Below are 23,448 nucleotides of genomic sequence, written 5' to 3'. Positions count from 1 at the left end.
CGTAGCCATCACGGCGTGTGCACCGGCTCCTGCACGAACGTCCCCATTCCCGCGCCCAGATAAAAACTCGGATGCGGCGGCTGGTTGTACCCCGCGTTCTGCGCCGCCACCTGCGCCCGGTACTGCGGATTGTGCATCAACGTCGGCAACCTCGTGGTCGTCGGCGCCGTGGTGCTGTAAATTAACAACGCCGTATTCGCGCTATTCCTCCACACCACCTCTTCACGCCAATCGCCCAGCAAATCGGCGCTCAACACCGGCGTCGCTTTGGTGCCGTTGTTGGAAGCCGCACCGGCATCGGCCGCGTTCACCAGCACAGTCGAACTGCTGGTCGACGGAGTCCACTTGCTGATCTGCGTGCCATCCAGCGCCTCCCGCAACAAATCCCCATCCCACCACGCCGCGAAGTTCATCTGGCTCGGCCGGTTGGTGCCGATCTGCACCCCGGTCGCGCTGCGCAGGCCGCCGCGACTGCCCCAGCATTCCTCGCCCGGATAGGCCGGATCGATGTCCATGCACACGCCGCGTCCCACGTCCACCCCCTCGCCGCTGGTGCCCCAGAGCAGCGCGCCGGTGGCCGCGTCGTGCATGCCCGTGCCGCTGCTGCCGTAGCAGCTGGGCGTCTCGTGCACCATATACACCTGCAACCCCGCCAGGTTCGGATTGAATTTCCCCACGTGCAAAGCATCGCCATGGCACAGCCCCGTCGTGTACAACAACTGCCCGTAGCTGTCGATGGTGGCCGCGCCGTAGACGATGTCGTCCTTGCCGTCGCTGTTGACGTCGGCCACGCCGAACCAGTGCGCGCCCTGGCCGCGCGCGGCGCTGCCGGCGACGTCGGTGTCGAACACCCAGCGGCTGGTCAGCGCGCCGTCGCGCCAGTCCCAGGCGGCGATGACGGCGCGCGTGTAGTAGCCACGCGAAAACACCGCGCTCGGGCGCGCGCCGTCCAGGTTGGCGACGCCGCCGAGGAAGCGGTCGACCCGGTTGCCGTAGTTGTCGCCCCAGCTCGAGACGGTGCCGCGCGCCGGCAGGTAGTTCGTGGTCTTCATCGCCTTGCCGGTCTGGCCGTTGAACACGGTCAGGAATTCCGGCCCGGTCAGGATGTAGCCGGCGCTGTTGCGGTGGTCGGCCGAGGCCGAGCCTAGCGTCGCGCCGGTGCCGTCGACGGTGGCGTCGGCCGTCTTCATCATGACCTCGGCCTTGCCGTCGCCGTCGAAGTCGTAGGCTACCATGGTCGTGTAGTGGGCGCCGGCGCGGATGTTGCGTCCCAGGTCGATGCGCCACAGCCGCGTGCCGTCGAGTCTATACGCGTCGACCAGCGTGTTGCCGGTGTACCCGGACTGCGAATTGTCCTTGGCGTTGGTCGGCTGCCATTTGACGATGAGCTCGTAGGCGCCGTCGCCGTCGAGGTCGGCCGGCGTGCCGTCGTTGATCTCGTAGGTGTAGGCCACGCCGTCGGGCGTGGTGCCGCCGGCCGGGCGCTGCACCGGCACCGTCTTGTACGGCGCCGTCCAGGTGGCGCCGGCGCCGGCGCCGCTTTGCTCGGCGCCGTTGACCACCGCGCGCACCGAATACGCGCTCGCGGCGGTGCCGGCGGCGTCGGTGTAGTTGAGCTCGGTGAGCGGGGTGCTATTGAGTTTGGTGCCGCCGCGGTAGACGTTGAACGCCACGCCGCCCGCGTCCGTGGCCAGCAGGCGCCAGCCGACGAACACGCCGCCGGACGTCTGGATAGCCACCGCGCCCCGGTCGAGCAATTCGATCTGCTTGCCGGGGGACGTGACGACGGCGCCGACCTGCGCGCAACTGGCCAGGGCCAGCGTGAAGAAGAGGGCGGGAAGCTTTGAGGAAGTCATGGATTTCACCTTTCAGTGTGGGGGAAGACAAGCTCGGCAGGCTAGGTTAGCGCAAAGACATTCATTAAAAGCATGTCCGGTATGCGATCCGATGATTACTCATCAACATGAGTAATGCGTCGCATTCCCACCACCATCGCGGTCCGAGTTAGCAAGTAATTAAGGGAACATGTAGACACTTTATTAAAAATAAATGATAATGATTCGCATTCAGCAGTTACCTTAAAATTAATCGTGCTGATTTAACCAATGCGGAGGTCCTTGATGTCGATGGAATTGCAACAAACGGTCCTAGGGGACATCTTTATCGAACACCGGGCGCAGTTGCGCCGCATCGCGCAGAAGATCGTCGGCACCTCGCACCTGGCCGACGAGGTGATCCAGGACGCCTACCTGAAGGTGGTCGAGATGACGGGCGTGCGCGACATCCTCAAGCCGTTTTGCTATTGCTGCCAGGTGGTGCGCAACATGGCGCTCGACCATTGCCGCCGCCAGGCGGTCGAGTCGTCGTACCGCATCTATCCGGACGACGGCGAACTGCCGCAGGTGTCCGGCGGCAGCATCCCCGACCACCAGCTGCACGGCATGCAGGTGATCGACGCCATCGACCGCATCCTGTGCGGCCTGCCGTCGCGCACCCGCCAGGTGTTCGAGCTCTCGCGCCTGGGCGGCCTGACCCAGCGCGACATCGCCCAGGAGATCGGCTGCTCGGCCACCCTGGTCAACTTCATGCTGCGCGACGCCACCCAGGCCATCGCCTGCTGCCGCGAGCTGGTCGACATCGGCTAGGCCACTAAACAAATCACCCGCTGTCGCGTCTTGAATAAGAGCGACCAGCATGCCGGCGCAGGAGCCGGCACCGCGAGAGGTCGCGTTCATTCACAGCACGAGGATGCGCATGACGACCAGTTGTTTTGACCGCGAAAACGAAACTTTCATTGTTCTGATCAACCACGAAGAGCAGTACTCCATCTGGCCCCATTGGAAGGCCGTGCCGGGCGGCTGGAAGGCCGTCGACGGCGTCAAGGGCGACAAGCAAACCGTGCTCGATTACGTCGAACGCGCCTGGACCGACATGCGTCCGCTGTCGCTGCGCCAGTGGATGGCGCAGCAGGGCCAGGGCGGCGACGCCAACGCCGCCGCCGTCCAGTGACCACCGCCATGGGATCGCCGCCGATCGACCTGCTGGTGCTGCCGTGCGCCGGCGCCAGCGCCACCATGTATCTGCGCTGGCGCCGCCTGCTGCCCGCATGGGTGCGCCTGGTGCCGGTGGAGTTGCCGGGCCGTGGCGGGCGCATCGGCGAACCGTACGTCGAGGATTGCGCCACGCTGGTGGCGCAATTGTGCGACGAGCACGCCGCGTCGATGGCCGGGCGCTACGCGCTGTTCGGCCACAGCATGGGCGCGCTGCTGGCGTACGGCATGGCGCAGCGGCAACGGGCGCTGTCGCGGCCGCTGCCGTGCGCGCTGTTCGCCTCCGGCAGTCCGGCGCCGTCGCGCCGCGATCCGGAACGCTACGCCGACAAGGGCGACGACGCCGCGCTGATCGCCGACCTGCGCAAGCAGGGCGGCACGCCCGAGGAGGTGTTCGGCAGCGCCGAGCTGCTGCGCCTCACGCTCGACACGCTGGGCGCCGACTACCGCGTGTGCGACAGCTTCCGGCACGCGTCGCCGGCCGGCCCAGGTACACCATTGCCCGCGCCGCTGCCGCTGCCGCTGCACGTGCTGGCCGGACGCGACGACGATATCGCCGCCGAGCGCATCGAGGCCTGGCGCCGCGAGGCCGGCGCCGCCTTCACGCTCGACTGGTTCGACGGCAGCCATTTCTTCATCCGCCAGCAGGAGGCGCAGGCGCTGGCGGCCGTCACGCGCGCGTTGGCCGACCAGCGGCGGTTTTCCGGAGTGCGCCATGCGGCCGCCGCGATCGCCTGAGGGCGCAACCGAGGAATCATCATGAATGACGCGATACAAAAATTTGAACGCAAGGCGCCGCCCGGCTCGGAGCTGCCGGTGCTGATCACCCCGGCCCACCCCGGCGAGCCGCTGCTGGACGCCTTGCCGCGCCTGCGCGAGGCGATCGAGGCGCATGTCGCCACCGTCGGCGGCGTGCTGCTGCGCGGCTTCGACGTGCCGTCGGTCGACGTGTTCCGCGGCTTCGCGGCCGGCTTCGGCCATCCGTTGCTGAGCTACGAGTTCGGCTCGACGCCGCGCACCGAGGTCGGCGGCGGCGTCTACACGGCCACCGAATACCCGTCGCACCAGTCCATCCCGCTGCACAACGAGCAGGCCTACACCCGCATGTGGCCGATGAAGGCATGGTTCCATTGCGTCACGGCGGCCCTCGAGCAGGGCGAGACGCCGATCGCCGACAGCCGCGCGATCTACCGGCGCATGCCGCCGGCCATCCGCGAGCGCTTCGCCGCCGGCATCCTTTACGTGCGCAACTACGGCGAGTTCGACGTGCCGTGGCAAAGCGTCTTCAACACCGAGCGGCCGGCCGAGGTCGAGGCGTTCTGCCGCAAGGCCGGCATCGATTGGGAATGGAAACCGGACGGCGATCTGCGCACCACCCAGCTGTGCCAGGGCGTCGAAACCCACCCCGTCACCGGCGAGAAGGTCTGGTTCAACCAGGCGCACCTGTTCCACGTCTCCAATCTGCAGCCGGAGGTGCGCGAATCGCTCGAGGACATGCTGGCGATGGAGGACCTGCCGCGCAACACCTACTTCGCCGACGGCTCGGTGATCCCCGACGGCCTGCTCGACGAGGTGCGCGCCGTGCTCGACGCCGAGACCGTGTCGTTCCGCTGGCAGGCCGGCGACGTGCTCATGCTCGACAACATGCTGGTGGCGCACGCGCGTGCGCCGTTCAAGGGACCGCGCAAGGTGGTCGTGGCCATGGCCCAATCGCACAGCAATCTGAATAGCCTTTAACTTTCTACCTTAGCGAGAGAATCCGATGACGACACCTACCGTGTCGCAGGGGGAGCTGTTTGCCCATCCTGTGAATTTTGTCGACTGCCTGAGCCGCCTGGTGGCCGAACGGCCCGGGGACACCGCGCTGATCGTCGTCACGGAGCGCGACGGCCAACTGGTCGAGACGCCGCTCACCTACGGCGCCTTCGGCGCGCGCGTGCGTTCGCTGGCGGCCGCGCTGCAGCACCGCTTCGCGCCCGACGAGCGGGTGCTGATCATGCTTGACAACGACGAGCACTACGCCGTCGGCATGTTCGCCTGCTTCCACGCCGGCGTCATCGCGGTGCCGGTGTTCCCGCCGGAGTCGGTGCGTCCGCAGCACCTGGCGCGGCTGGCCGGCATCGCCGCCGACGCCCAGGCGCGCGGCGTGCTCACGACCACCGCGCTCGAGGCGCTGGTCGGCGCGGCCGCCGGCCAGTTCGGCATCGAGTCGGTGGTGCTGGTCGACCAGATATCCGCCGAGGGCGAAGACGGGTGGGCCCCGCGCCAGCCGGCCGACGGCGACGTCGCCTTCCTGCAGTACACCTCCGGCTCGACCTCCACGCCCAAGGGCGTGATGGTCACCCACGGCAATCTGATGGCGAACGAGCGGGCCATCCGCGAGGCGCTGTCGATCGACTCGCGCGACAAGTTCGGCGTGTGGTCGCCGCTGTTCCACGACATGGGTCTGATCGGCGGCCTGCTGCAGCCGTTTTACAGCGGCATCTCCTGCGTGCTGTCGTCGCCGCGCTTCTTCCTGGAGCGCCCGTTGCGCTGGCTGGAGATGATCTCGCGCCATAAGGTAACGATCAGCGGCGGCCCCGATTTCGCCTACCGCCTGTGCCTGGACCGCATCAAGGACGCGACGACGGCGGGATTGGACTTGTCCAGCTGGCGCGTGGCCTACACCGGCGCGGAGCCGGTGCGGCATGACACGATGGACGCCTTCACCGAGCGTTTTTCGGGGATCGGTTTCAACGCCGGCGCGGTGTATCCGTGCTACGGCCTGGCCGAGGCCACCTTGATTGTCAGCGGCGGCGCGCGCGGCGCCGGCATGAAGGTGGCGCGCTTCGGCGCCGCCGCGCTGGCCGCCGCCAGGGCGGAGCCGGACGAGGAGGGCGCGGCGCTGGTCGGCTGCGGCGCCGTGCCGTCCGGGCACCGGGTCATGATCATCGATCCGCCGAGTGGCGCGGTCGCGGCGGCCGGCGGCGTCGGCGAGATCTGGGCCGCCGGCGCCAGCATGGCCGCAGGCTACTGGAACAAACCGCAGGAAAGCGCGCAGGCCTTCGTCGAGCGCGACGGCCAGCGCTGGCTGCGCACCGGCGACCTGGGATTCATGCACGACGGCCAGCTGTTCGTCGCCGGGCGCCTCAAGGACATGATCATCGTCCGTGGTCATAATATCTATCCGCAGGATGTCGAACGCGCGATCGAGTCCGAGGTCGAGGCGGTGCGCAAGGGCCGCGTGGCCGCCTTCGCGGTGCAAATCGACGGCCGCGAAGGCCTGGGCGTGGCCGCCGAGGTCTCGCGCGGGCTGCAAAAACTGGTGCCGCCGCAGGCGCTGGCCGACGCCCTGGGCGCGGCGGTGAGCGAACAATGCGGCGAGGCGCCGCAAGTGGTGGTGCTGCTCAATCCGGGCGCGCTGCCCAAGACTTCCAGCGGCAAGCTGCAGCGCGGCGCCTGCCGCCAGGGCTGGGCCGACCGCTCGCTCGACGCCTATGCGCTGTTCGAGGGCGGCACGATGGTGGTGGGCGCCGGAGCGGATGCCGCCACCGTCGCTTTGCAGGACGAAACCGCGCGTGTGCTGGCCGACTTGTGGCGTGAAGTGCTGGGGCACGACGCCACCCGTTCCTACGCCGGCGACACGCACTTCTTCGGTGCCGGCGGCAACTCGCTGGCGGCCGTGCAGCTGGCGGCGCGCATCTCGCGGCAGTGGGGCGTGGATTTCCCCGTGCGGCAGGTGTTCGAACAAGCGCGCCTGCAGGGCCAGGCGGACGCCGTCCGCGCCTGTCTGAGAAGCGGCGCCCGCGCCGAGCTGGCCGCCATCCCGGTCTTGCCGGCAGAGCGGCGCACCCTGGCTTTGCCGCTGTCCCCGGCACAGCGCCGCCAATGGTTCCTGTGGCGGCTGGATCCAAATAGCAGCGCTTATCACATTCACGGCGCCTTGCGCATCACTGGCGTCCTGCAACCGGAGGCATTGCGCCTGGCGTTGAACGGCCTGGCCGCACGTCACGAGTCGCTGCGCACCGTGTTCCCGGCGCGTCCGGATGGCGAGGCGGAACAACTGGTGCTGGCCGAAGGCACGCTCGAGCCACTGATCGCCGACCTGCGCGACACCCCGCGAGAACAACGCGAGGCGCTGGCCGCCGGCACGCTGCGTACGTTGCACGCCCAACCCTTCGATTTGAACAACGGACCGCTGGCGCGCGCCGCGCTGGTGCTGCTGGACGATCAGACGCAGATCCTGGCGCTGGAGCTGCATCACATCATCTCCGACGGCGCCTCGATGCAGGTGCTGCTGGACGAACTGGCGGCGTTATACGCCGCCGCCGTTGCGGGCACACCGGCGCAGCTGTCGCCGGTCCCACTGCAATATGTTGATTACGCGGTCTGGCTGCACGATCAACCGCAGGGTGGACATGAGCGCGAGCTGGCGTACTGGCGCGCGCGGCTCGAAGTGCCGGCCGGCGAGGCCCACCCCGTGCTGGCCTTGCCGACCGACCGCCCACGTCCGGCGGAAGCGCGCTATCGCGCGGCGCGGCATGGTTTCACGCTGTCCGGCGAGCTGGTGGCCGGCCTGCGCGCGCAGTCGGAGGCGCAGGGCGCCACGCTGTTCATGCTGCTGTTGGCGGGATTGCAGGCGGTCCTCTACCGCTATACCGGCCAGCCCGACATCCGCGTCGGCGTGCCGGTCGCCAACCGTGCACGCGCCGATCTGCGGCAGGTGGTCGGCTTCTTCGTCAACACGCTGGTGCTGCGCAACCGCATCGGCGGCCGCCTGTCGCTGACAGAGGTTCTGGCGCAGGCGCGGGAAGCGGCGCTGGGCGCCCAGGCGCATCAGGAGCTGCCTTTCGAGCAACTGGTCGAGGCGCTGCAACCGGAGCGCAGCCTGGCCCACAGCCCGCTGTTCCAGGTACTGTTCAATTATTTGACCGAAGACTATCGCGCCCTGCAACGGGTGGCCGGATGGACGGTCGAAGGCGAACCTGCGGTGGACGGCGACGCGCAGTTCGAACTGTCGGTCGAGGTGCGCGAGCGCAGCGACGGCGGCGTGCGCATCGATTTCGTCTATGCGCGGGAACTGTTCGACGCCGCCACCATGGAGCTGCTCGGCGTGCATTACGTCGCCATGCTAGACGCGCTGGCCGGCAGGCCCGCCCAGGCGGTCGGCGACGTGGCTTTGTTGACTGCCGCCGAAAGCGCGCGCATCGCCGCCTGGAGCGACGGCGGCGCCGCTCTCACCGATGTCGCCCCGGACGAATTGGTGCACCGCTGGTTCGAGCGGCAGGTGCTGCGCGCACCGGAAGCCCAGGCGCTGCGCTTCGGCGCCGAATCGCTCAGCTATGCGGCGCTGAACGCGCGCGCCAACCGACTGGCGCATCATCTGACAGGTATGGGCGTGGCGCCGGGCGCGGTGGTGGCGATCGCCATGGAGCGCTCGATCGAGATGGTGGTCGCGTTGCTGGCGGTGCTCAAGTCCGGCGCCGCCTACATGCCGGTCGATCCGGACTATCCGCGCGACCGCATCGCGTACATGCTGGACGACAGCGGCGTCGCGCTGCTGCTGACCCAGAGCCATCTGCGCGCCCGCCTGCCGGAGCGGGATGGCCTGGTGCTGCTCGATCTGGACGGCTTCGCGCCGCCGCCGGGCGCCGACCACAACCCGGACGTGGCGTTGCACGGCGAAAGCCTGGCCTACGTCATCTACACCTCCGGCTCCACCGGACGCCCTAAGGGCGCGGCCAACCGCCACCGCTCGGTGTGCAACCGGCTGGCGTGGGGCCAGCGCCACCAGCCGCTGGACGCTGGCGACACGGTGCTGCAAAAGACGCCGTTCAGCTTTGACATCTCGTTCTGGGAGTTTTTCTGGCCGCTGACGACCGGCGCGCGCCTTGCGCTGGCGGGACCTGGCGACCATCGCGATCCGCAACGCCTGGTGGCGCTCATCGCGCAGCATCGGGTGACGACGATCCACTTCGTTCCGTCGATGCTGCAAGCCTTCATGGCGTTTCCAAACATCGGCGCCTGCGAAGTCGTGCGCCGCATCATCTGCAGCGGCGAGGCCTTGCCCGCCGAGTTGCAGGCGACGGTGCTGCAGGCTTTCCCGCATGCCGGCCTGCTCAACCTGTACGGCCCGACCGAGGCGGCCATCGAGGTGACCTACTGGGATTGCCGCGACGAGGGCGCACTCGCAGTGCCGATCGGCCGTCCGCTGGCGGGGCTGCGCACCCACGTGCTCGACGAAGCCTTCAACGAGGTGCCCCGCGGCGTCGCCGGCGAGCTGTATCTGGGTGGTATAGGACTGGCGCGCGGGTATTGGCGCCGTCCGGGCCTGACGTCCGAACGTTTCATCGCCGATCCCACCGGCGCCACGGGCGAGCGCCTGTACCGCACCGGTGACCTGGTGCGCTGGCGTGCCGATGGCCAGCTGGATTACCTGGGCCGCATCGACCACCAAGTGAAGATACGCGGCTTCCGCATCGAGCTGGGCGAGGTGGAGGCGCAACTGCGCATCGACCCGGCCGTGCGCGAGGCGGTGGTGGTGGCCGAGGGAGGCCCCGCCGGCACCCGGTTGCTGGCCTACGTCTCGCCACGGCGGGGCGGACAGCTCGACATCGCGCGCTTGAAGGCGTCGCTGGCGGTGGCGCTGCCCGACTACATGCTGCCTTCGGTGATCACAGTGCTCGACACGCTGCCGCTCAACGCCAACGGCAAGGTCGATCGCAACGCCTTGCCGGCGGCGTTGCAGACGCACCAACGCACCTACGAGGCGCCGCAGGGCGCTATCGAAGAGTCGCTGGCCGACCTGTGGACCGAGCTGCTGGGCGGCCAGCGGGTAGGGCGCAACGACAATTTCTTTGAACTTGGCGGCCATTCTCTGATGGCGATGCGGATGGCATCGACCCTGGCCAGCCGCCACGCGTGCGAGATCCCTGTGCGCACGGTATTCGAGGCGCCGACGCTGGAAGCGCTGGCGGCCCGCCTGCGGGCGGCCGGCATGCCGGCCGGTGCCGAGCCGCGCGAGCGGCAGGACCGCCTGGCGCGGATGGACGATTTAATGAGTGAATTCGAGGTCTGACGCAATGAAACTGGATGAGCAAATGCTGGCCCGCCGCTTCGCGGCCCTGACTCCCGAAGCGCGGCGCGGCTTCCTTGGCAAACTGCGCGACGCTGGCCTGAGCTTCGCCGAACTGCCGATCGTCGCTGCCGACCGTGCCGGCCCGCTGCCGCTGTCCTATGCCCAGCGCGGTCTGTGGCTGACCTGGCAGCTGGACCCGGCCAGCCCGGCCTACAACATGCCCGGCGTGTTGCACTTCAGCGGAGCGCTGAACGCCGACGCGCTGCTGGCCGCGCTGCGGCGTCTGGTGGAGCGGCACGAAACCCTGCGCACGGTCTTCCCCGTCGGCGACGGCGGTGAACCGGTCCAGGCGATTTTGCCGGCCGACGCCTTCGTCGCGCAAACGCAGGATTTGACCGCGCTGCCGGAAGCGGCACGCGCCGCCGAACTGGCGCGGGTGTTGCAGGCGTTCGCCCAGGCGCCATTCAGCCTCGATAGCGAGCCGCCGCTGCGCGCCGTTCTCTGGAAAACCGGCGGCGACGAGCATGCGCTGGGGATCGTGTTGCACCACATTGCCGGCGACGGCGCTTCCGTGCGCATCCTCATCGACGAGCTGCTGGCCCTGTACCAGCGGGAGTGTGGCCAGTCCACGGCGCCACTGGAGCCGTTGCCGGTGCAGTTCGCGGACCATACGGTCTGGCAGCGCAACTGGTTCGAAGCCGGCGAGAAGGACCGCCAGCTCTCTTATTGGCGTGGACGCCTGGGCGACGCGCACGCGCCGCTGGAATTGCCGTTCGACCGCAGCCGGGGTACGTCGCAAGGGCCATCCGACGCCGGCCGCCACGTGTTCAATCTGCCGGCGGATGTCAGCGCCGGCCTGCGCACGCTGGCGCGCGAGCAGGGCGCTTCGCTGTTCATGGTGATGCTTGCGCTGTTCAAGCTGGTTTTGTGCCGCTACAGCGGCCAAGCCGACATCCGTGTCGGCGCCCCGGTCGCCAACCGCCAGCGCGCCGAGACGCATGGCATGCTCGGCTACCTGACCAATGTGCTGGTGCTGCGCACGCAAGTCGATCTGTCGGCCGGCTTTGCCGATCTGCTGGGCGCCGTCAGGGAAACCGTCCTTGACGCACACGCCGCCCCCGATCTGCCGTTCGACATGCTGGTCGAGGCGCTGCAACCGGAGCGCCAGGCCGGTGTGCATCCGCTGTTCCAGGCCAAATGCACGCAGCAAGACGACCTGCCCGCCGTATGGCGCCTGCCGAAGCTGGACGTGCGCATCGAGAGCTTGTCGGCCGGCGACGCCCACTTCGACGTCAGCCTCGATTTCATCGACAAGGCCGGCGGCATCGAGGCGGTCCTGGTGTATTCGGAAGCCCTGTTCGACGCCGCCACCATCGAACGCTTCGCACGCGCCTATGCGGCGCTGGCGGGGCAGGTCGTGCAGGGGGCTCCTTTGAGTTTGGCGCGGCTGGACATCGGCGAACCGTTGGCGGTCCTGCCGGGCGCCGATCATGCGTGGCCCCACGCGGACGTTATCGATCTGTGGAACGAGGCGGTGGGCCGCTGGCCGGACCGCAATGCCGTCACCAGCGAGGGCCGCTCTTACACATATGCGCAACTCGACGGCCATGCCGACGTCTTGGCGGCGGACCTGCTGGCGCGCGGCCTGGCGCCGGAGCGCAATGTCGGCGTTCTCGCCGGCCGTTCCTGCGAATTCGTACTGGGCTTGCTGGCCGCGCTCAAGGCCGGCATGGCCTGCGTTCCGCTTGATCCGGCCCTGCCGCGACAACGGCTGGCTTACCAGATGGAGAACAGCGCGGTGGCGGTGGTGCTGGTAGCTGGCATCCCAGGTTGGAGCATAGGACTGCCGCTGATCGAATTGTCGTTCGACGTCGCGCCGCGCGCATCGGCGCCGGTGCTGTCCGTGCCGCATCCCTCACAGGCGGCGTATGTGATTTACACCTCCGGCTCCACCGGCCAGCCCAAGGGCGTGGTCGTCAGCCGTGGCGCGCTGGCCAATTATGTGCAAGGCGCGTTGGCGCGCATGGACCTGCCGGGCGAGGCGCGTAGCATGGCGATGGTCTCGACCGTTGCCGCCGACCTGGGTCACACGGTGTTGTTCGGAGCTTTATGCTCGGGTCTCGAATTGCACCTGATGTCGGCCGAATGCGCGTTCGACCCGGACGCCTTCGCCGCCTACATGAGCCGTCACCAGGTGGACGTCCTGAAGATAGTTCCCAGCCATCTGCAAGCGCTGATGAACGCCGCCCGCCCGCAGGACGTGCTGCCGGCCAGGCGGCTGGTGCTGGGCGGTGAGGCCACCCGTTGGCCGCTGCTCGAGCGCATCGCCGCCCTGAAACCGGCCTGTCGGGTCCTTAACCACTACGGACCGACCGAAACGACGGTCGGCATCCTTACGCAGGAGGCGGATGCTGCCTTGCGCACGGCCGTCACGCTGCCGGTGGGCCGACCGCTGGCCAACGCCCAGGCCTATGTGCTGGACGACAGCCTCAATCCGGTTCCTGCCGGCGTGGCCGGAGAGTTGTACCTGGGCGGCGCCGGCGTGGCGCGGGGCTATCAGGCGCGTCCTGGTCAAACTGCGGAGCGTTTCGTCGCCGATCCTTTCGTCGACGGACGCCGCCTGTACCGCACCGGCGACCGCGCGCGCCTGCTGGTGGATGGCAGCCTGGAATTCCTGGGCCGGATGGACGATCAGATCAAAGTGCGCGGCTACCGGGTCGAGCCGCGTGAAGTGGCGCAGGCTTTGCGCTCGCTGGCGGGAGTCGCCGAGGCCGAGGTGATCGCGCGCGAGGACGATGGAGGAAATCTCCAGTTGCACGCCTACGTGGTGGTCATGGCCGGCGCGGAAGTCGATACCGGCCGCCTGCGGGATGAACTCGCGCTGCTGGTGCCCGACTACATGGTGCCGGCCGCGATCATGCGCCTGGACGCCTTGCCGCTGACTGTCAACGGAAAAATCGACCGCAAGGCGCTGCCGGAGATGGTCCGGCCCGAGTCGCGCAACGCGGACGCGCCGCAAGGCGAAGTCGAACAGGCGCTGGCCGAGATCTGGACGCAAGTGCTGCGGGTCGAAAGCGTCGGACGTCTGGACAACTTCTTCGAGCTTGGCGGGGATTCGATCCTGACCTTGCAGATCATTGCGCGGGCCCGCAAACGCGGGCTGCGCTTTACGCCCAAGCAGTTGATGGAGCGTCAGACCATCGCGGCGGTCGCCGCCGTCGCCAAGCTGGATGCAGGTGCCGCAGCTACCGACCCGGTGCCGGCGACCGAGATCCATTTCGCGCCAACGCCGGTTCAGGCCTGGTTCTTCGAACAGCGGTTCGAGGACAGCCATCATTGGAACCAATCACTGCTGCTCAGCGCCACCGAAGTCGTCGATCCTGCGCTGGTGGGGCAGGCCATCGACCTGGTGGTGGCCCATCACGACGCGCTGCGCACCCGTTATCAGCCAGGTAGCGGCGGCGCGTGGGCGCTGTCCGTCCAGGCTCCCGGCAAGTCGGTCTTCGAGCGGGTTGACCTGAGCGCGGAAAGCAATACCGCCGCCGCCGTCACCCGCGCCGCCGATCTCGCCCAGCGCGGTCTCACTCTGCAAAACCCCTTCCAGGCCCTCTGGATGGACCTCGGCGCGGGCCGCGCCGGCCGGTTGCTGCTGGTCGCGCATCACCTGGCCGTCGACGGCGTGTCGTGGCGCGTGATCCTGGAGGATCTGCAAACCGTCCATCGCCAACTGGCGCAGGGACAAGCACCCGCACTGCCCGTAGCCACCACTTCCTTCAGGGATTGGTCCGCCGCGCTGACGCGTTATGCCGCCAGCGCGGAACTTGCCGCCGAATTGGACCACTGGCGCGCCGTGGCCGGCGCAGTCGAACCGACGTTGCCCGGCAATGCCGCAGGCAGCAATACGATGGCCGACGCGCGCACCATCGCCACCTCGCTCGACGAGGCGCGCACGGCGGAATTGCTCGGCGACGTTCCGCAGGCATACCGCACCCGCATCGATGAGTTGCTGCTGGCCGCGCTGGCGCGCACGCTGTGCGCCTGGGATGGACGCGACAGCGTGCTGGTGGAGCTGGAAGGCCATGGCCGCGAGGAGCATCTGTTCGACGGCGTGGACCTCAGTCGCAGCGTCGGCTGGTTCACCACCCTGTATCCGGTCCGTTTGGCCCCGGCAGGCGGGGAGGACGTCGGCGCCAGCCTGAAGGCGGTCAAGGAACAGCTGCGTCGAGTGCCCGCGAAGGGCCTGGGCTACGGCGTTCTGCGCTATCTGAGCGATGCGGGGCGCTCGCTGGCCGATCTGGCCTACCCGCAGGTCACCTTCAATTATCTCGGCCAGCTCGATCAAAGCTTCGAAGCCGGCTCCGCGTGGCGTCTGGCGCACGAGAGCACCGGTGCCGAACGCGCGCCGGCAAGCCGCCGCCGCACGTGGCTGAGCGTCGACGCCGATGTTTATCGCGGCGAGCTGCGCGTGCGCTGGACCTACAGCGCGAACGTGCACGACGAAGTCACCGTGCGCGGACTGGCACAAAGCTTCCAGGATGAGCTGCAAGGGCTGATCGCGCATTGCCTGAGCGGAGCGCGCGGAATCACGCCGTCCGATTTCCCGCTGGCCGGGCTGACGCAGGAACTGATCGATCGCCAGCCGTTGCCGCTGGATCGGCTGGTGGACCTGTATCCGCTGTCGCCTATGCAGGCCGGGATGCTGTTCCACAGCGTATTCGATCCCTCGGGTACCGCTTATGTCAACCAGTTGCGGTTGGATCTGGAAGACCTCGACGTCGCCCGCTTCAGGGCCGCGTGGCTAACCATGATGGAGCGTCACGAGGTACTGCGTACCGGTTTCCTGCAAGGCGAAGTGCCGCTGCAATGGGTGGCGCGCTCGGTTGATCTGCCGATCGACGAACTGGATTGGACCGTCCGAGAAGACGCCGCCGTGTCGCTGGGCGCGCTGGCGCGGGTGGAACGCGAACGAGGCTTCGACCTGGCGGCACCGCCTTTGATGCGACTGACGCTGGTGCGTTGCGATGAGCGCCGCCATCATCTGATCTGGACCCGCCATCATCTTCTGCTCGATGGTTGGAGCAGCGCGCGCCTGGTCGCCGAGCTGCTGTCCTGCTATGCCGGACAAGTTTTGACGCCACAACGCGGACGCTATCGCGATTACATCGCATGGCTGCAAGAGCGGGATGGCGCTGCGCCGGAGCGCTACTGGCGCGGTTTATTGGCGGAGCTGGATGGGCCGACCCGTCTTGCCGCATCCTTTGCTGGCCAGGCCGATGGCGCGGCTCATCTCGACGGACATGTCAAACGCGTCCAGGTATTCGATGCCGCCGCGACAGCGCGCCTGTCGGACTTCGCGCGCAGCGAACGGGTCACCGTCAACACCGTGATCCAGGCGGCTTGGGCGCTGTTGCTGCACCATTGCACCGGCCAGGCGGGAGTGTGTTTTGGCGCGACCACCGCCGGCCGCCCGGCGGAGCTGGCGGATGCGGGCGAGGTGCTTGGACTGTTTATCAATACCTTGCCCGTGGTGGCAAGCCCCCGGCCGGATACGGCGGTCGGCGACTGGCTGCGCGAACTGCAGACGCAAAATATCGCCTCGCGAGAGCACGAACACACGCCACTGGTCGACATTCATCGTTGGACGCGCAGCGATGGGCAAAGCCTGTTCGACAGCATCATGGTGTTCGAGAACTACCCGGTGGACGAAGCGTTGAATGTCAAGGGCGAGGGCGCCTTGCGGATCGCTGGCGTCGAAGTGCTGGAAGAGACCAACTACCCGATGACATTGACGGTTCAGCTGGCGCAGACGCTGACCATCGGCTACGCCTTCCACCTGCGCGACTTCTCCGAGACGCAGGTGGAACGCCTGGAATCCTATTTGCGTAACCTGTTGCAGTCTATGTGCGCCTCCGGGAACCAGTGCCTGGGCCGGATCGGGATGCAAGACGCGCGGGAACGCGATCTACTCCAACAGTGGGGTATGACCTCGACACGTTATCCGGCGGAGGAAACAGTGCACCGGCTGATCGAGCGTCAGGCGCAGGCCAATCCGGAGGCCACGGCGCTGATTTACGGCGACGAGTCGCTAAGCTACGCGGAACTGAACCTGCGCGCCAACCGCCTGGCGCACCATCTGATCGAGCGGGGAGTGCGGCCGGACGTGAAGGTCGGCATCGCGGTTGAACGCTCGATCGGGATGATGGTCGGGCTGCTGGCGGTCCTGAAGGCCGGCGGCGCCTATGTGCCGCTGGACCCCGAATACCCGGCCGACAGGCTGGCCTACATGATGCAAGACAGCGGCATCCAGTTATTGCTGACGCAAAGCGCGATCAAGGATAGCCTGCCGTCGCCCGAAGGACTTCAAGTGCTGGAAATGGACACGCTGGACCTGTCCGGCGCGGCGGAGCACAACCCGCAAGTGGCCGTGCACGCCGAGAACCTGGCCTACGTGATCTACACCTCCGGTTCCACCGGCAGGCCGAAAGGCGCGCAGCTATCGCACCGCAACGTCACCCGCCTGCTCAAGGGCACCGACGCTTGGTTCAAATTCGGCGTTGACGACGTCTGGACCATGTTCCACTCGTATGCCTTCGATTTCTCGGTATGGGAAATCTTCGGCGCGCTGTGCACCGGCGGCCAGCTAGTGATCGTGCCGTTCTGGATCAGCCGCTCGCCGGAAGACTTCCTGCAGCTGCTGCGCCGCCACAAGGTGACGGTGCTGAACCAGACGCCGTCGGCGTTCGGACAACTGATGCACGTCCCGGGCCTCTACAACGAGCGCCTGGCGCTGCGCGCGGTGATCTTCGGCGGCGAGGCGCTCGATCCGCAGCGTTTGAAACCGTGGATGGCCCATTGGGGCGATCAACAGCCGCAGTTGATCAACATGTACGGCATCACCGAAACGACGGTGCACGTCACCTACCGCCGGATCACCGAGGCGGACCTGGACAGCCAGCGCAGCCCCGTTGGCGTGGCGATCCCAGACCTGGGCCTGCGGGTGCTGGACGGTGCCCTGAGTCCGGCGCCGGTCGGTGTGGCCGGCGAGCTGTATGTGGCCGGCGACGGCTTGGCGCGCGGTTATCTCGGCCGCCCCGGCCTGAGCGCGGAGCGCTTCATCGCCGATCCGTTCGGCGCCGATGGCGAGCGGTTGTACCGCACCGGCGACCTGGTTCGCTGGAATCAGGAAGGCCATTTGGAATACATGGGCCGTATCGACCACCAGGTCAAGATCCGTGGCTTCCGCATCGAGCTGGGGGAGATCGAGGGCCAACTGCTGGCGCAGGCCGGGTTACGTGAGGCGGTGGTGCTGGCTATCGACGGTCCGGCCGGCGCGCGCCTGGTGGGTTACGTCTCGGCGCAAGCCGGACAAACAGTGGTCGCGGCCGAACTGCGCGGGAAACTGGGCGAAACGCTGCCCGACTACATGGTGCCGTCGGCCATCGTGGTGATGGACGCGCTGCCGATCAACGCCAACGGCAAGGTTGACCGCAAGGCGCTGCCGGAACCGGGTTTTGAAAGCGCCGGCGAGTACGAGGCACCGCAGGGGGACATGGAAGTGGCGCTGGTCGCCATCTGGGCCGACATTCTGGGCGTCGAACGGATCGGACGTCACGACAACTTCTTTGAGCTGGGCGGCCACTCGCTGCTGGCGTTGCGCTTGCAAAGCGCGACGCAGCAACACCTGTCGCACCATCTTCCGCTGCGCACCTATTGGGAGCACCCGACACCCGCTTCGCTGGCCGAGTGGATGTCTCAATCATCCGATACCGCCGCCGAGGCGAATGATATCGAACAAATGACCACGCTTTTAGAGCAGTTGGAGTATTGAATGGCAATCAGCAAACATGACATCGCGGTGAGATTTTCCAGCCTTCCGGCCGAAAAGCAGAAGACTTTTCTAAACGCGCTGAAAGCGCAGGGCATCGATTTCGGCCAATTGCCTATCGTGCCCGCGCGGACGGCTGGCGGGAAGGCGCTGTCCTATGCTCAAATCCGCCAATGGTTCCTGTGGAAGTTGGAGCCCGATAGCACTGCATATCACGTCAGTGGGGCGCTGAGGCTAAGCGGGGAACTCGATATCGACGCGCTCAAAAGCGCGTTCGACGCGCTGGTCGCGCGGCACGAGTCTCTGCGCACGGTGTTCCGTGCCGGCGAGGGCGGCAAAGTCGAGCAAGTCATACAGGCCGCGGCCGGAGCGCATCTGGAACAGATCGACCTGAGTGGCGTGTCGGGCGATGAGCTGGCGGCACGGGTGCGTGACGAAGTGGCGCGTTTGCACCAGACCACATTCGATCTTGAGCGCGGGCCATTGCTGCGCGTTGGACTGATACGCGAAGCCGCCGACAGGCACGTGCTGGTCGCGGTGATGCATCACATAGTCTCGGACGGGTGGTCGATGGGGATCATCATCAACGAGTTCGTGGCACAGTACCGCGCCACGGTGGAAGGCTCGGTGTTCCAACTGCCAGCGTTGCCATTGCAGTACGCCGATTACGCCGCATGGCAGCGCAACTGGCTCGAAGCCGGTGAAAAGGAGCGTCAACTGTCGTATTGGAGCGCGCAGCTTGGCACCGAACACCCCGTGCTGCAACTCTCGACCGATCATCCGCGCCAGCCCGGCGGGACGTATCGCGCGGCGCGCCACGCCATCGAGCTGCCGGCGGATTTGACGCAAAGCCTGCAACGACGCGCGCAAGCACACGGCGCGACGCTGTTCATGGCGCTGCTGGCGGGAGTGCAGGTACTGCTGTCGCGGCACACGGGGCAGTCCGATATCCGGGTCGGCGTGGCGATCGCCAATCGTCACCGTGCCGAGACGGCGGGCCTGGTGGGCTTCTTCGTCAATACCCAGGTGCTGCGCAACGTCATCGACAGCAGGGAGAGCCTGACGCAAGTATTGGAGCGGGCCAGGGAGGCTGCGTTGGGCGCGCAGACCTATCAGGATTTACCTTTCGAGCAGTTGGTCGAGGCGCTGCGGCCGGAGCGCCAACTTGGCGCCAATCCCCTGTTCCAGGTCATGGTGAACCATCAGCGGCAGGAACAGGCGCTCTCGCGGCAGCTGCCCGGCCTTACGCTGGAGGACTACCCGATGGGTGGGCAGGGGGCGCAGTTTGAACTCACGGTCGATACATCCGAGGATGCCGATGGCCGGGTGCGCGTGAGCTTCACCTATGCCCGCGAACTGTTCGAGGCTGGAACCATCGCGCGCATGGGCGATCATTACCTGGCCGTGCTGCGGGCGCTGGCCGACAGCCCGGAGCAGGCTTGCGGCCAAGTGACGCTGCCGGCAGCCGCTGAACAGCGGCAACTACGGGAGTGGGGTGTGAACCCGCAGCGTTATCCGCACCTGGAACCGGTACATCGCCTGATCGAACGGCGCGTGCTGGAGACGCCACAAGCGACGGCATTGCAGTTCGGGGACGCCTCGCTGAATTATGCCGACATGAACCGGCGCGCCAACCGGCTGGCGCACCACCTCATTAAATTGGGTGTGCGGCCCGATGCGAAAGTCGGCGTCGCCCTTGAGCGCTCATTGGACATGGTGGTGGGACTGCTCGCGGTGTTGAAGGCGGGAGCGGCCTATGTGCCGCTGGACCCGGAGTATCCGGTCGAGCGCCTCGCCTACATGCTGGAGGATAGCGGCATCGCGCTGCTGCTGACCCAGGGCGCGGTGCATGAGGCGCTGCCGCCTGTGGCGGGATTGCGGGTGCTGCGTCTGGACGCGCTTGATCTTGCCGGCGAGCCGGAAGAAAACCCCCGGGTCGAGACCCACGCCGATCATCTGGCCTATGTGATTTATACCTCCGGCTCGACCGGGCGGCCCAAGGGCGTGATGGTGCGCCATGGCGCCTTGAGCCATTTCATGACCAGCATGGCGGTGGCTCCGGGCATGGCGGCCGACGACATTCTGGTCGCGGTCACCTCGCTGTCGTTCGACATCGCGGCGCTGGAACTTTATCTGCCGCTGCTACAAGGCGCACGCGTGGTCATCGCCTCGCGCGACGTCGCGCGCGACGGCGAGGGATTGGCCGGGTTGATCGCGCAAAGCGGCGCCACCGTGCTGCAATGTACACCGGCGAGCTGGCGCATGCTGCTGGCCGGCGGCTGGCGCGGTACGCCGGGACGGCGTTTCAAGGGCTTGTGCGGCGGAGAGGCGCTTCAGCAGGATCTGGCGCGGGAACTGGCGGGCATCGGTGTCGATCTGTGGAATATGTACGGTCCGACCGAAACAACGATCTGGTCGTCGGCCGGTCCGGCAGCCGATGGCTTGAATATAGGGCTAGCCATCGCCGACACCCGGCTCTTGGTGCTCGATCCCGCGCTGCAGGCGGCGCCGATCGGCGTTCCCGGCGAACTTTATATCGCCGGCGCGGGCTTGGCGCGCGGCTATCTGCACCGTCCCGGCTTGAGCGCGGAGCGCTTCGTCGCCGACCCGTTCGGCGGCGACGGCGGGCGGCTTTATCGCACGGGCGACCTGGTACGCTGGACCGGCGCGGGACAATTGGAATATCTGGGGCGCTTGGACCACCAGGTCAAGATCCGGGGATTCCGCATCGAGCTTGGCGAGGTGGAGACGGAATTACTGGCGCAGCCCGAGGTGAGGGAGGCCGTGGTTGTGGCGTCGGGCGGTGCGGGCGGCATGCGTCTGGCGGCCTATGTGGCGATGACGGCCGGTCAGGTCGTCTCGGCGGGCGAGTTGCGCGAGCGCTTGGCACGGGCGCTGCCCGACTACATGGTCCCTTCGGCGATCGTGGTGCTGGAAAGTCTGCCGTTGAACGTCAACGGCAAGGTGGATCGCAAGGCGCTGCCGGATCCTGGCCACGAGAACGCCGCCTGCTACGAGGCCCCCCACGGTGATGTGGAGGAAGCGCTGGCTGCGATTTGGGCCGAGGTGCTGGGCGCCGAACGCGTGGGGCGCCATGACAACTTCTTCGAACTGGGTGGCCATTCGCTTCTAGCCCTGAGCGTGCTGGAACGCATGCGCGTGCAAGGCATGACCGTACAGGTCCGCACGCTGTTCCAGCAACCGGTGCTGGCCGCCTTCGCCCGGTCGGTCGCGCGCGACGATGACCGGCGCGACTTGGTAGTGCCGGACAACCTGATTCCCGCGGACGCGCGGGCGATCACGCCGGAGATGCTGACGCTGATCGAACTGGATGCCGCGCAGATCGCGCGCATCGAGGCGGCGGTGCCCGGCGGCGCGGCCAATATCCAGGATATTTATCCGCTGGCGCCGCTCCAGGAAGGAATTTTGTTCCATCACATGCTTCAGGGCGAGGGCGACGCCTATGTCACGCCGCACCTGCTGGGCTTCGACAGCCGTGAAAGGCTGGAGCGCTTCGTCGCCAGTTTCAACCAGGTGATCGCGCGCCACGATATCCTGCGTACGTCGGTGTTGTGGGAGGGTTTGGCGGAGCCGGTGCAGGTGGTGCTGCGCCAGGCTGAATTGTCCATCGAGTGGTTGCCGGTCCAGGCGGGCGAGGACGCTGCCATGAGGCTGAATGACCATGTCGACCCGCTGCGCCAGCGTATCGACGTGCGTCGCGCGCCGATGGTACGCGCCGTGGCGTTGCAGGACGTCGCGCATGGCCGCTGGCTATTGCAGCTGCCGGGCCACCACCTGGTGCTGGACCATACGACACTGGAATTGATCGTCGCGGAGATTTCGCTGATCCAGCAGGGGCGCGCGGAGGAGTTGTCCGCGCCGGTGCCATTCCGCCGCTTCGTGGCGCAGTCGCGCCTCGGCGCGAGCGTGGCCGAGCACGAGGAATTTTTCGAGGCCATGCTGGCGGACGTCGACGAACCAACAGCGCCGTTCGGCGTGATCGACGTGCAGGGCGACGGCGCCGGCATCGAGGAGTCGCGGATGCCGTTACCGGCTGGATTGTCGGCCCAAGTTCGCGAGCAGGCGCGCCGCCATGGGGTTGGCGCGGCCAGTCTATTCCATTTGGCGTGGGCACTAGTGCTGTCCAAGGCCACCGGCAAGGACGACGTGGTGTTCGGCACGGTGCTGTCGGGCCGCATGCAAGGTGGCGAAGGCGGCACCCGCGCGCTGGGCATGTTCATCAACACGCTGCCGCTGCGGGTAAAGCTTGGCGCGCGCGGTGTTTTGCAAAGCCTGCACGAAACCCAGGCCGGTTTGACGGGTTTGATGGATCACGAGCATGCCAGCCTGTCGCTGGCCCAACGCTGCAGCGCGCTGGCGGGAGGCACACCGCTGTTTTCCGCTTTGCTGAATTATCGACGCGGGGCGCCGCAAACGGCAGGCGCTCGTATCGTATGGGAGGGTATGGAGTCGCTCGGCGGCGAGGAGCGGACCAACTATCCGCTGGGGATGTCGGTCGACGACCTGGGTCGCGATTTCGGACTGGTGGCACTTGCGGACCGCCGGATTGGCGCGGCGCGGATCTGCCGGTATATGCTGGCGGCGGTGGAGTGCATTGTGGATGCCTTGACGGTGGCGCCTGAGCGTGCGGTCGGCGAAGCGGAACTGTTAAGCGCGGACGAGCGCGAGCAGCTCAGGGACTGGAGCGTCAACCCGGCCAGCCATGCGAACATGGCGCCGGTGCACCAGCTGTTCGAGCGCAGGGCGCTTGAGACGCCACTGTCGACGGCGCTGCTGTTCGGCGACGAGTCGCTGACTTACACGGCGCTGAACCAGCGCGCCAACCGGCTGGCGCATCGCCTGATCAAGCTCGGTGTCGGTCCAGACGTCAAGGTTGGCATCGCCGTCGAGCGCTCGCTGGAGATGGTGGTCGGCCTGCTGGCGATCCTCAAGGCCGGCGGCGCCTATGTGCCGCTCGACCCGGAATACCCGGTCGACCGCCTGGCCTACATGATCGGGGATAGCGGCATCGCGCTGCTGCTGACGCAAAGCGCCGTCAAGGACGCCTTGCCGCCGGCAGGCGCCTTGCCCGTGCTGGACCTGAATACGCAGGACCTGGGGATGGAATCCGATCGCAATCCGGCGGTGCCGCTGCACGGCGAGCATCTGGCCTACGTGATCTACACCTCCGGTTCCACCGGCCGCCCCAAAGGCGCCGCGATCCGCCACCGCGCGCTGGCCAGCTGCATGACCTGGATGCAGCAGACCTACGCCCTGACGGCGGCCGACACGGTGCTGCACAAGGCGCCGTTCAGCTTTGACGTCTCGGCGTGGGAGATCTTCTGGCCGCTGACGACCGGCGTGCGGCTGGTGCTGGCCAATCCCGGCGACCAGCGCGATCCGGAACGGATCATCGAGCTGATTCGCCGCCATCAGGTCACCACCCTCAATTTCGTGCCGGCGATGCTGCAAGCCTTCCTCGCGCACGAGGGCATCGAGGCGCAAACGCGCCTGCG

At 67.3% G+C, this 23,448-nt stretch carries 8 protein-coding genes (1 of these 8 cut by a window edge); 7 read left to right on the top strand and 1 reads right to left on the bottom strand.

Features of this window, described 5'->3' with window-relative positions; translation table 11 throughout:
- Positions 1 to 8 precede the first annotated feature (8 nt).
- Positions 9 to 1,856, bottom strand: a complete 1,848-nt coding sequence (locus MRBLMU1_RS22170; protein WP_363505850.1) for a rhamnogalacturonan lyase — start codon at positions 1,854 to 1,856, stop codon at positions 9 to 11.
- Positions 1,857 to 2,126: 270 nt separating this feature from the next.
- Between MRBLMU1_RS22170 and MRBLMU1_RS22165 the strand changes: the two genes are divergently transcribed.
- The 7 genes from MRBLMU1_RS22165 to MRBLMU1_RS22135 form a co-directional block, all read left to right on the top strand.
- Positions 2,127 to 2,645, top strand: coding sequence for a sigma-70 family RNA polymerase sigma factor (locus MRBLMU1_RS22165; RefSeq protein ID WP_363505847.1), 519 nt, complete (start codon positions 2,127 to 2,129; stop codon positions 2,643 to 2,645).
- Between the two features lie 109 nt (positions 2,646 to 2,754).
- Positions 2,755 to 3,009, top strand: a complete 255-nt coding sequence (locus MRBLMU1_RS22160) for an MbtH family protein (protein WP_363505844.1) — start codon at positions 2,755 to 2,757, stop codon at positions 3,007 to 3,009.
- 8 nt (positions 3,010 to 3,017) lie between these two features.
- On the top strand, positions 3,018 to 3,788 hold the full coding sequence (locus MRBLMU1_RS22155; protein WP_363505841.1) for a thioesterase II family protein: 771 nt from the start codon (positions 3,018 to 3,020) through the stop codon (positions 3,786 to 3,788).
- Between the two features lie 21 nt (positions 3,789 to 3,809).
- The gene (locus tag MRBLMU1_RS22150) at positions 3,810 to 4,787 is read left to right on the top strand and encodes a TauD/TfdA family dioxygenase (protein WP_363505838.1); all 978 of its coding nucleotides are present in this window, start codon (positions 3,810 to 3,812) and stop codon (positions 4,785 to 4,787) included.
- A 25-nt stretch (positions 4,788 to 4,812) separates the two neighbouring features.
- Complete coding sequence (locus MRBLMU1_RS22145) at positions 4,813 to 10,107, top strand: amino acid adenylation domain-containing protein (protein WP_363505835.1); 5,295 nt, start codon at positions 4,813 to 4,815, stop codon at positions 10,105 to 10,107.
- Between the two features lie 4 nt (positions 10,108 to 10,111).
- Positions 10,112 to 17,935, top strand: a complete 7,824-nt coding sequence (locus MRBLMU1_RS22140) for an amino acid adenylation domain-containing protein (RefSeq protein WP_363505832.1) — start codon at positions 10,112 to 10,114, stop codon at positions 17,933 to 17,935.
- Positions 17,936 to 23,448, top strand: partial view of an amino acid adenylation domain-containing protein gene (locus tag MRBLMU1_RS22135; RefSeq protein ID WP_363505829.1) — the beginning only. The gene runs 7,453 nt beyond the window's last position; the window shows 5,513 of its 12,966 coding nt (coding positions 1–5,513); it begins with the start codon at positions 17,936 to 17,938; the stop codon falls past the right edge of the window.

The sequence above is a fragment of the Burkholderia sp. LMU1-1-1.1 genome (assembly GCF_040675865.1).
In the GTDB taxonomy this organism is placed as follows: domain Bacteria; phylum Pseudomonadota; class Gammaproteobacteria; order Burkholderiales; family Burkholderiaceae_D; genus Rugamonas.
Note: the sequence above shows the minus strand (reverse complement) of the source record. Positions and strands in the feature narration are given on the sequence as shown.